The organism is Bradyrhizobium valentinum (genome assembly GCF_001440405.1).
In the GTDB taxonomy this organism is placed as follows: Bacteria; Pseudomonadota; Alphaproteobacteria; order Rhizobiales; family Xanthobacteraceae; genus Bradyrhizobium; species Bradyrhizobium valentinum.
This window is the reverse complement of sequence record NZ_LLXX01000101.1, coordinates 208938-220222: the sequence shown is the minus strand read 5'-3', so window position 1 is coordinate 220222 and position 11285 is coordinate 208938. Positions and strand designations below refer to the sequence as shown.

The 11285-nt window shown below is 62.1% G+C and carries 10 protein-coding genes; 2 read left to right on the top strand and 8 right to left on the bottom strand.

Annotated features, from left to right (window positions below; translation table 11 throughout):
- Window positions 1–193: 193 nt before the first annotated feature.
- Window positions 194–1309 carry an alanine dehydrogenase gene (gene ald / locus CP49_RS16105; RefSeq protein ID WP_057851185.1) on the bottom strand — a complete coding sequence of 372 codons (1116 nt, stop codon included), beginning with the start codon at window positions 1307–1309 and terminating at the stop codon, window positions 194–196.
- 145 nt (window positions 1310–1454) lie between these two features.
- Here ald and CP49_RS16100 point away from each other — a divergent pair, with 145 nt between their 5' ends.
- Window positions 1455–1928, top strand: a complete 474-nt coding sequence (locus CP49_RS16100; RefSeq protein ID WP_082646043.1) for an Lrp/AsnC family transcriptional regulator — start codon at window positions 1455–1457, stop codon at window positions 1926–1928.
- 44 nt (window positions 1929–1972) lie between these two features.
- On the opposite strand, the gene cbbX is transcribed toward CP49_RS16100, so the two are convergent.
- The 7 genes from cbbX to CP49_RS16065 form a co-directional block, all read right to left on the bottom strand.
- Entirely contained in the window at window positions 1973–2866 is an 894-nt protein-coding gene (gene cbbX / locus CP49_RS16095; RefSeq protein WP_057851214.1) for a CbbX protein, read from the bottom strand.
- Between the two features lie 151 nt (window positions 2867–3017).
- Entirely contained in the window at window positions 3018–3437 is a 420-nt protein-coding gene (locus tag CP49_RS16090; RefSeq protein ID WP_057851184.1) for a ribulose bisphosphate carboxylase small subunit, read from the bottom strand.
- Window positions 3438–3449: 12 nt separating this feature from the next.
- Complete coding sequence (locus tag CP49_RS16085) at window positions 3450–4910, bottom strand: form I ribulose bisphosphate carboxylase large subunit (RefSeq protein WP_057851213.1); 1461 nt, start codon at window positions 4908–4910, stop codon at window positions 3450–3452.
- A 55-nt stretch (window positions 4911–4965) separates the two neighbouring features.
- On the bottom strand, window positions 4966–6051 hold the full coding sequence (gene fba / locus CP49_RS16080) for a class II fructose-bisphosphate aldolase (RefSeq protein WP_057851212.1): 1086 nt from the start codon (window positions 6049–6051) through the stop codon (window positions 4966–4968).
- A gap of 37 nt (window positions 6052–6088) precedes the next feature.
- Window positions 6089–8128 (bottom strand): transketolase, encoded by a 2040-nt coding sequence (gene tkt, locus CP49_RS16075; RefSeq protein WP_057851183.1) that lies wholly within the window; start codon window positions 8126–8128, stop codon window positions 6089–6091.
- Window positions 8125–9000, bottom strand: a complete 876-nt coding sequence (locus tag CP49_RS16070) for a phosphoribulokinase (protein WP_057851182.1) — start codon at window positions 8998–9000, stop codon at window positions 8125–8127. Before CP49_RS16070 ends, tkt begins: the two co-directional genes overlap by 4 nt.
- A gap of 11 nt (window positions 9001–9011) precedes the next feature.
- A complete protein-coding gene (locus CP49_RS16065; protein WP_057851181.1) occupies window positions 9012–10049 on the bottom strand; it encodes a class 1 fructose-bisphosphatase in 1038 nt (345 codons plus the stop codon).
- Between the two features lie 151 nt (window positions 10050–10200).
- On the opposite strand from CP49_RS16065, the gene CP49_RS16060 reads away from it, so the two are divergent.
- A complete protein-coding gene (locus CP49_RS16060; protein ID WP_057851180.1) occupies window positions 10201–11172 on the top strand; it encodes a LysR family transcriptional regulator in 972 nt (323 codons plus the stop codon).
- The last annotated feature ends 113 nt before the right edge of the window (window positions 11173–11285 follow it).

Genomic DNA, 11285 nt, shown 5'->3' with positions numbered 1-11285 from the left:
CAGTCGCGATCCACTCGTGAAGAAAATGAACGAGGACGAAAAGCAGAAGGTCGAGAGCAAAGGCAAGTAGTTCCAGTATTGGCAGCCAGAAACAAGAAAAGGGTGGCGAACATTCGTTCGCCGCCCTTTATCTTATCTCTGGTCAATACCGAGCAGGCGCAAAGATCCTTTGTGGATCATCAACCGGCGGGCTTCACGCCGCCAGAATTTTCTCGGGCGCCGCCGCGGGCAAATTCTGGCTGTCGGCGACTGCACGGTTGGTGATCTGCCCGCGATGGACGTTGAGCCCGGCGCGCAGATGCGGATCCTCGATCAGCGCGCGGATGCCCTTCCCGGCCAGCGCAAGGCCGAACGGCAGCGTGGCATTGTTGAGCGCATGGCTCGACGTCACCGGCACCGCGCCGGGCATGTTGGCGACGCAATAATGCACGATCTCGTCGACAAGATAGGTCGGCGCCTGATGCGTCGTCGGCCGCGACGTCTCGAAGCAGCCACCCTGGTCGATCGCGACATCGACCAGCACAGCGCGGCGCTTCATGCGGGCGAGATGCGCGCGGGAGACGAGTTTCGGCGCGCTGGCGCCCGGCACCAGCACCGCGCCAATGACGACGTCAGCGCCGATGATCTCCTCCTCGATCGCCTCCAGTGTCGCGTAGCGCGTGCGAACGCGCCCGAGGAACATCTCGTCAAGGACGCGAAGCCGCGGCAGCGAGCGGTCAAGGATGACGATATCGGCGCCGAGACCTGCGGCCATCCGCGCGGAATGCGTGCCGACCACACCGCCGCCGATCACGGCGATCCTGCTCGGGGCGACGCCGGGCACGCCGCCGATCAGCTTGCCCATTCCGTCCGCAGATTTTCGCAAGGCGGCGCCCGCCGCCTCGATCGCCAGCCGTCCCGCCACCTCGCTCATCGGCGCCAGCAGCGGCAGCCCGCCATGGGCATCCGTCACCGTCTCGTAGGCGATCGCGGTGCAGCCGGATGCGAGAAGCCCCTTGGTCTGCGCGGTGTCCGGCGCAAGGTGCAGATAGGTAAAGAGGATCTGGTTCTCGCGAAGCTGGCGCCATTCCGTCGGCTGCGGCTCCTTGACCTTGACCACCATGTCGGCGGTCGCGAAGACCTCGGCTGCCGTGTCCACGATCGCTGCGCCGGCCGAACGGTAGATATCATCGCTGGCGCCAATGCCGAGCCCGGCGCCTTGCTCGACGATCACGTCGTGTCCATCCGCCACATATTCCCGCACCGACGCCGGCGTCAGACCGACGCGGTACTCCTCGACCTTGATTTCCCTGGGCACACCGATCCGCATCGCCTTGGCTCCTGCATTGGAGTCTGCTGTCCAATGCCAAGAAATTACTCCTGAACGAGCAACGCTTCTCTGCGAATTGCGGCTTGCCCGGAGCCATTTGCGCAGATATTCTGCGTTAAACTATTGATTATTAGAGAATATTGGCATGATCGAGCTGGATCGCATTGATCTTCGGATTCTGACCGAGTTGCTCTCCGATGCGAGAGCGAGCCAAATCGAGCTCGCCGAAAAGGTCGGACTGTCGCCGACTGCCTGCGCGCGTCGTATTCGTCAGCTCGAGGAAACCGGCATCATTCGCGGCTATCGGGCCGATCTCGAACCGACTGCGCTCGGGCTCGTCACCACGGTTGTCGTCACCATCACGCTGGAAAAACAGAGCGAGGAATATCTCGCCGCGTTCGAAGCAGCAATCGCCCGTTGTCCCGACGTGGTGTCCTGCCATCTGATGTCGGGCAGCGATGACTATCATCTGCAGGTGATCGCGCGCGACATCGCGGACTTCGAGCGGATTCACAAGCAGCATCTTTCGCGGATGCCCGGCGTCGCGCGTATCCATTCGAGCTTTGCGATGCGCGAAGTGGTTCGCAGGGCAATCCCTGAAACGGCGCTACAGCGTTAGCTCCGCCGATCGTCGGCTATCCCCGTACCCACAGAAGGTCCAAGCTAACTCGCTTCGGCGGATTTTCCGGCCTTCCTGAACACGCGGCTCGCAAGCACGTCCGATGCCTCAATCGACCGGATATCGTCCACTGTCAGGACATGATCGAGATCGGCGACGAGGCGATTGGCCTGGCGCAGCCGCAGGCGGTCCAGAGCGTTGCGGATCGAGCGGGCGTTGGAGAACAGCGGCTGCTTCTTGCGCAATGCAATGTAGCGAACGAACTCTGCACGCGCATCCGGCGTGAATCCGTAGTTCATGTCGCGCAGCATCAGCTCTGCGATATCGAGCAACTCATCGTCGGAATAATCCGGAAAGTCGATGTGGTGCGCGATACGCGAACGGAAGCCGGGATTGCTGGCGAAAAACTTGTCCATACGGTCGCCGTATCCGGCGAGGATCACGACCATATCCTCGCGCTGCGTTTCCATCACTTGCAGCAGGATCTCGATCGCCTCCTGGCCGTAGTCGCGTTCGTTGTCGGGCCGGTGCAGATAATAGGCCTCGTCAATGAACAGCACGCCGCCCATCGCCTTCTTCAGGATCTCCTTGGTCTTTGGCGCGGTGTGGCCGATATATTGCCCGACCAGTTCGTCGCGCGTCACCGAGACCACCTGGCCGCGGCGCACGAAACCGAGCCGGTGCAGGATGCTGGCGATCCGCAGCGCCACCGTGGTCTTTCCGGTGCCGGGATTTCCCGTAAACGACATGTGCAGCGTCGGCGCGTCCGACGTCAGTCCCATGCGCTTGCGGATACGCTCAATCAGAAGCAGCGACGCAATCTCGCGGATGCGCGTCTTTACCGGCTTCAGCCCGATCAGTTCGCGGTCGAGCTGCGAAAGGATTTCCTCGATGCCGACGGCTTCGAGTTCATCGCGCAGGTTAACCGCATCAGTCATTGGGGTGGTATCCAGATCCATCTGCTAAACCTCAATGCGCTGCACTCGTATTTCGAAAGGACTCCGTCGCCGCGTCTGCAGCGACGGAGCAGTGCATCCGGCAGACGTAGGCACGATCAGGGAGAACGCGTCTGCCGGACCGAACGCGTGCCTAATCGTAGCGCCGGCCCTCCGGACGATCGGCGGCGTATGAAGAGGTCGTGTAGCGGATGTTGCGGCCAGCCATTTCATGCCGCTCGAGGCGGAAGCCGGGCTCGTCCTTCGGCCGGTTGACGATGAAGGACAGCCGAACCGATTCCCAGCCATGGCTGGAATCGAACGCCGACAGGCGGATGTAACGGTCGCCATACACCTTGCGGCATTCGTTTAGCTCCATCATCACGCCGGCAGCGTCGCGAAGATCGAACATCGGCAATCCCCACATCTCCCAGAAATTATTACGGGGATGCGGATCGTCGGTGAATTCGATGTTCACCGCCCACCCCTGCTCCAGGCAATACTGGACCTGACGAGAAATCTGCTCGTCGGTGAGATCGGGCAGGAACGAAAAGCAGCCTTGGGTAATACGCATGATTTGCTCTCCTTACATCGCGACAGAGGGCGTGGGGACGTAATCCGGCATGTCGGTCGATTCATAGTTGAAGGTGACGTCCTTCCAGACCTCGAGCGCCGACTTCAGCGGCGTGCAGGTCTCCGCCGCCTTGGCCAGAATCTCGGGGCCCTCGTGCAGATAGTCGCGGCCTTCGTTGCGGGCGAGGATCATCGCTTCCAGCGCCACGCGGTTGGCGGTGGCGCCGGCCTGAATGCCCATGGGATGGCCGATGGTGCCGCCACCGAACTGCAGGATCACATCTTCTCCGAGATGATCGAGCAGTTGGTGCATCTGCCCGGCATGGATGCCGCCCGACGCCACCGGCATCAGCTTGTTGAGGCTGGCCCAATGCTGATCGAAGAACACGCCGTGCTCCAGCCGCGCCGGATTGTAATCCTCGCGGCAGATGTCGTAATAGCCGCGCGTGGTCGCCGGATCGCCCTCAAGCTTGCCGACCACGGTGCCGGCATGGATGTGGTCGACGCCCGCAAGCCGCATCCACTTTGCGATGACGCGGAACGAGACACCGTGGCTGCGCTGCCGCGTATAGGTCGAGTGCCCCGCCCGGTGCAGATGCAGGATCATGTCGTTGCGGCGCGCCCATTTGGCCATCGACTGGATCGCGGTATAGCCGATCACGAGATCGATCATGATGATGACCGAGCCAAGTTCCTTGGCGAACTCGGCACGCTCGTACATGTCTTCCATGGTGCCTGCGGTGACGTTGAGATAAGTGCCCTTGATCTCGCCAGACGCGGCCTGCGCCTTGTTGACGGCCTCCATGCAATACAGGAACCGCTCCCGCCAATGCATGAAGGGCTGTGAGTTGATGTTCTCGTCATCCTTGGTGAAGTCGAGCCCGCCCTTCAGCGCCTCATAGACCACGCGTCCGTAGTTGCGGCCGGACAGGCCGAGCTTCGGCTTCACGGTGGCGCCGAGCAGCGGGCGGCCGAACTTGTCCATCCTCTCGCGCTCGACCACGATGCCGGTCGCCGGTCCCTGGAATGTCTTCACATAGGCCACCGGCAGCCGCATGTCTTCGAGCCGCAACGCCTTCAGCGGCTTGAAGCCGAACACGTTGCCGATGATCGAAGCCGAGAGGTTGGCGATCGATCCGGGCTCGAACAGGTCGAGGTCGTAGGCGATGTAGGCGAAATACTGCCCCGGCGAGTTCGGAACGGGATCGACCCGGAAGCATTTCGCGCGGTACTTTTCCGCAGCCGTCAGCCGGTCGGTCCAGACCACCGTCCACGTCGCGGTCGAGGATTCACCGGCCACGGCCGCGGAGGCTTCGACCGGATCGACGCCATCCTGCGGCGTCACCCGGAACAGTGCGATGATGTCGGTGTCCTTTGGCTGGTAGTCGGGCTCCCAGTAGCCCATCTTCTTGTATTCGAGCACGCCGGACTTGTAGCGATCCTTGCCACGAACGGTCATCGAGTGCATGTTCATGTTGCTCTCCTCAGGTGGTGTGCGGCGACTGGTCGGGATCGTGGTGGTCATCAGTTCATTCGGCGGCATCGGCCATTCCTCCCATACGTGGATCTAGCGCGCCCGAGCGGTAGCGCTTTGCCATCTCGGCCAACGGAATGACCTTGATCTCTGAGGCGTGTCCTGCGGTGCCGAACTGCTCGAAGCGCTCGCGGCAGAGGTCGCGTAAGCCATCCATCGCTGGTTTGAGGAATTTGCGCGGATCGAATTCGCTTCGGTTCTGCGTCGCCACCTTGCGGAACGCCGCGGTCATCGCCAGCCGGCAGTCGGTGTCGATATTGACCTTGCGGACGCCATGCCTGATACCACGAACGATTTCCTCGACCGGAACGCCCCAGGTCTGCGGCATCTCGCCGCCGAATGCGTTGAAGGCATCCTGCAGCGGCTGCGGCACCGACGACGAGCCGTGCATCACCAGATGCGTGTTGGGCAGCCGGCGATGGATTTCCTCCACCACTCGCATCGCAAGAATGTCGCCGTCCGGTTTGCGCGAGAATTTATACGCGCCGTGCGAGGTACCCATCGCAATCGCCAGCGCATCGACCTTGGTGGCACGAACGAAATCGACCGCCTGATCCGGATCGGTCAGCAGTTGGTCGTGGCTGACCTCGCCTTCGACGCCGTGGCCGTCCTCCTGTTCGCCGCCGCCATGTTCGAGCGAACCGAGCACGCCCAACTCCCCCTCGACCGAGGCGCCGATCCAGTGCGCCATGTCAACCACGCGCCGGGTGATGTCGACATTGTATTCGTAGCTCGCCGGGCTCTTGGCGTCGGCTTTCAGCGAACCGTCCATCATGACGGAAGTGAAGCCGTGCTGCAGCGCGGTGGCGCAGGTCGATTCCTCGTTGCCGTGGTCCTGATGCAGGCAGAGCGGAATCTGCGGATGCATCTCTTCCAGCGCGTCGATCATCTTCGACAGCATGATGTCGTTGGCATAGGAGCGCGCACCCCGCGAAGCCTGGATGATCACGGGCGCATCGACAGAAGCCGCCGCATCCATGATCGCGAGCCCCTGCTCCATATTGTTGATGTTGAATGCCGGCACGCCGTAACCGTGCTCAGCGGCATGATCCAGCAATTGCCTCAGCGTGATTCTGGCCATCGGCGCCTCCATACGTGTTCAGGTGTTTTGTTCGACCTCATGAATAGGTCGTCGCCATTCTCGCTCGGGCGAGGCAACGCATGGCGGCCAATGCAACAGCCTCCGGCGTGATGCCAAACTCCCGATAGAGGGTTTCCGCCGGAGCGGATGCGCCGAAGCCCGTCATGCCGACGAATTCGCCGCCATCGCCAAGCCAGCGCGCCCAGTCGCCCTCGACCGCGGCTTCGACGCCGACCCTCGGAACGCGCCCGAGAACGGCGGTGCGATATTCGAGGGATTGCTGACGAAACAGCTCGAAGCACGGTGCCGAGACGACCGCGGCGCGGACGTTGTCTTTCTCGAGCAATCTGGCCGCCTCGAGCGCGATCGATACTTCGGATCCGGTTGCGATCAACGTGACGTCACGGCCGTCCTCCGGTTCGAGGACGACGTAGGCGCCGAACCCAACCAGATTGGTTTCGCCAGCGGCTTCGCGGAACGTCGGGAGCGCCTGGCGCGACAGGCACAGCACCGAAGGATTTGTGTCTGCCCGCAACGCGCAATCCCACGCCTCCGCCGTCTCGACCGCGTCGCCCGGGCGGAACACCAGCAGATTCGGTATCGCCCGCAGCGATGCCAGATGTTCGACCGGCTGATGCGTCGGACCGTCCTCGCCCAGCCCGATCGAGTCGTGCGTCATCACATGGATGACGCGGATCTTCATCAACGCGGCCAACCGGATCGCAGGGCGGCTGTAATCGGCAAAGCTGAGAAACGTGCCGCCATATGGGATGAAGCCGCCATGCAGTGCGATACCGTTCATCGCAGCCGCCATGGCATGCTCGCGGACGCCGTAATGGATATAGCTGCCATCGAGCGAATCGGACCGCACCGGCTGTCGCGTCTTGGCGCGCGTCAGGTTCGAATGGGTAAGGTCGGCCGAACCGCCGAGCAGATTGGGCAGCGCTTCCGCGATCACATCGATCACCAATTGCGACGCTTGCCGGGCAGCGATTTTCGGTCGCTCGGTACCGAACCGGGTCCGTATCTGCGCCATCGCGTCGGCATATCCACAGGGCAACCTTCGATTCAGCGCGTCGTGAAACGGTGACCGTCCCGTAGAACCGAGGCGTCTGCTTCGCTCGATCCACGTCCGCCGGGCCGCATGTCCCTGTGCGCCTATTTCGCGCCAGGCATCGATGACAGCTCCTGGAACGTGAAACGGCGCGTGCGGCCAGTTCAACCTGCCGCGCGTTTTCTCGACTTCATCCGCGCCGAGCGGCGCGCCATGCGCCTTCTCCGTCCCCTGGCGGGTGGGTGCGCCGAAGCCGATCACCGTGCGGCAGGCAATCAGGGATGGCCGGCTATCGTGCCGGGCATGCCGGATCGCCGCAGCAATCGCTTCGGGGTCATGGCCATCGATCCGGCTCGCCGACCAACCCGACGCCTTGAAGCGCGCGAGTTGGTCATCCGAGCATGACAGCGAAGTCGAGCCGTCGATCGAGATTTCATTGTCGTCATACAGCACGATCAGCCGGCCGAGCTTCAGATGTCCCGCCAGCGAAATCGCTTCCTGGCTGAGGCCCTCCATCAGACAGCCGTCACCGGCGATCACATAGGTGTAGTGATCGACGAGATCGTCGCCGAAGCGTGCATTCATCAGCCGCTCGGCCAGCGCCATGCCGACCGCGGTGGCGATCCCCTGCCCCAGCGGCCCCGTGGTCGTTTCCACGCCGGGCGTATGCCCGTACTCCGGATGGCCAGGGGTCTTCGATCCCCACTGTCTGAACGCCCTCAGTTCGTCCGTCGTCACGCCCTCGTAGCCGGTCAAATGCAGCAGCGCATACAGCAGCATCGAGCCGTGACCGGCCGACAATACGAACCGGTCGCGATCCGGCCACGCCGGATCGGCGGCATCGAATTTGAGAAACCGCGAGAACAGCACCGTGGCCACATCGGCCATACCCATCGGCATGCCCGGATGGCCCGACTTCGCATTTTCGACGGCATCGATTGCCAGAAAGCGGATCGCGTTTGCCATTTCCGCATGCGAAACAATCGGGCGGGTGGCGATACGGGACAGGGCGAGATCGGTCATAGCATGCGCCTCTTGCGTTCCATCAGTTGCAGGATCAGCGGGGTGAGGATGAGCTGCATCGCGAGATCGAGCTTCGAGCCGTGGATCACGATCGAGTTGGCCCGCGACATGAAGCTGTTCGGAATCATCGACAGCAGGTAGGGAAAGTCGATGCCGCGCGGATTCTTGAGCCGGATCACCACCATCGATTCGTCCGGCGTCGGTATCCAGCGCGCAATGAACGGGTTCGACGTGTCGACCGTCGGCACGCGCTGAAAGTTGATGTCGGTTTCGGTGAATTGCGGGCAGATGTAATTTACGTAATCCGGCATCCGCCGCAGGATGGTGTCGGTCACCGCCTCCGCGGTGTAGCCGCGGTCGCTGCGGTCGCGATGCAGCTTCTGGATCCACTCCAGATTGATCACGGGAACGACGCCGATCTTGAGATCGGCATGCTGCGCGATATTGACCTTGTCGGTCACAACGGCGCCATGCAGACCTTCATAGAACAATAGATCCGACTTTTCGGGCAACGGCTTCCATTCCGTGAATGTGCCGGGATCTGCGCCATAGCGCTTGGCCTCTTCATGATCGTGCACGTAATGCCTGGTGGTCCCGGTCCCGGACTCGCCGTAGTCGCGGAACAGTTTCTCCAGTTCCTCGAACAGGTTTGTTTCCGGGCTGAAATGGCTGAAGTGCTTGTTGCCGCGCTCGGCCTCCTCAGCCATTTTGGTGCGCATCTCAAAGCGGTTGTAGCGGTGGAAGGCATCGCCCTCGACATAGGCGGCCGCGACCTTTTCGCGGCGGAAGATGTTTTCAAACGTCTTCTTCACCGAGGTCGTGCCGGCGCCGGACGATCCCGTAATCGATATGATGGGATAGCTGCGTGACATCTGGTTTCCGATCAGAGAAACAGGCCGCGCCGCGCGAACAGCGGCGCGTCGCTATTGTCGAACATCGGTTCGATACGTTCGTGAATGGCGGCAACGTCGCGGACGCCGCGCATTGAGCCCATGATCAGCGGCACCCGCTGGTGCGGCGTTCTAGCCGAAAGTTCGAGAATACGCCGGCGACCGGTGGACGCGGCGCCGCCTGCCCACTCCATCACGAGCGCCATCGGATGCGCCTCGTAGAGCAGGCGAAGACGTCCCTCCCGATATCCCGGACGCGCATCCGCCGGGTACAGGAAAACGCCGCCGCGGACGAGAATGCGAAGCGACTCCGCAACCAGCGAGCCGATCCAGCGCATGTTGAAATCAAATGCACCGTTGCCGTTGGTGCCGGCAAGGCATTCGTCGATATAGGTCCGCACCGGCCCGTGCCAGTGCCGCTGGTTTGACGCGTTGATGGCGAACTCAGGCGTGTTGGGCGCAATCCTCACGCGGCGCGCGACCAGCAGGAATTCCCTGTTACGCCTATCCAGGATGAAGATGTCGACACGCTCGTCGAACGCCAGAACCAGCGTGGTTTGAGGGCCGTAGACCACGAAACCTGCGGCGCACTGTGCCGTGCCGGGCTCGAAGAAGGTGGAGATGATATCGTTGCCGCGCAAACGAATCGAAAAGATGGTTCCGACCGAAATATTGTTTTCGAGGTTGGCCGATCCATCCAGCGGATCGATCGCCACGCACAGAGACGCCTCGGCATTGAGCACTTCAGGCGCATCCTGTTCCTCGGACAGGACGGCGGCGACCGGGGTGGCGCGTAACGCCGCGCGCATCATCGCGTCGGCGGCGAGGTCGATGTCCTTCTGATGGTCGCCATCGGAATTGACGCCATGGGTTCGTCCGGTAATGCCCGCCAGCGGTCCATCGGCGATGAGATCGGAAAGGCCGATCGCCGCGGCGGCAATCGCCTCGATCACGGCGGCCACAGCGGGACCGGTCGGCGTCTCCGACCCCGCGTGATCGAGATGCGAGCATAGGGTTATGCGTGTGTCCATGGCCGTCCCCGATTGGCGCTCTCTGCGGAGCCACTCCAACGCGTCATGCCATCAAGCACCCCGCGCCTCTACACAACAACCCAGTTTGCAAAATTAGTGAAATTTTCTTATCTTTGGCTTTGGCAAAGTTTTTCTTATATTGGGTGCACCCATGCCAGGCAGATTTCCACGGGAATTGACCATTCGCCAGTTGCGCGCGCTCGCAGCCGTTCACAGGGACCGGTCGGTTACCGCCGCCGCCAAACATCTGCACCTTACGCAGCCGGCCGTCACGCTGCAGATCCGCAATCTTCAGGAGCTTGCGGGCCTGCCGTTGATTCAGCGTACCAATGACGGAATGCTGTTGACCGATGCCGGGCGGGAGGTGCTCTCGCTCTCGGAGCGCATCGAAGCTGCGATTGCGGACTGCGAGACCTCACTCGAGATGATGGCGGGAAAGACCGCGGGCCGCATCTCGATCGGCGCCGTCAGCACCGCGAAATACTTCGTGCCGTTCATGATCTCCGGATTTTCGAAACGGCACCCGAACATCGATGTCACGCTCTCGATCGGAAACCGGCAGGAGATCGGCACGGCGCTACGCGGCTACGATCTCGATTTCGCAATCATGGGGCGCCCGCCGGTGGACATCGACATGGACGTCCACCCGATCGGCGATCACCCCCACGTTATCATCGCGCCGACGAGCCATCGCCTGGTGCGCAAATCCCGCATCCCGCTAAGCGATCTTGCCGACGAGACGTTTCTGACGCGCGAACCCGGTTCGGGCACGCGCGGCCTGATGGAGCAGCTATTCGAAACGGCGCGCATTCGACCGAAAATCGGCATGGCGATGAGCAGCAACGAGACGATCAAGCAGGCCGTGATCGCGGGTCTCGGAATTGCGTTTATTTCGGCACACACGGTCGCTACCGAACTCGACGAGCGGCGACTGGTCACGCTCGATGTGGTTGGCCTTCCCATTGTCAGGCAATGGTTCGCCCTGTCCCGAAGGGACAAGATCCTGTTGCCGCCGGCACGCGCCATGCTGGAGTTCCTCAGCGCCCGCGGCGCACAATTCCTGCCGCGAACCCATGGCAGGATCCGGATCACCCGGACGTCGACGCGGGGCAAGCGCAGATAGCGCGTCTCCGCAGCCATGGGCAACCCGTGACGCGCCCCGCAGGTTGACTTCCCGCCGTATTCTCCAAATACTTGACCGAGAACTGGAAGAACCAGTCCAGGCGACAATTCAGT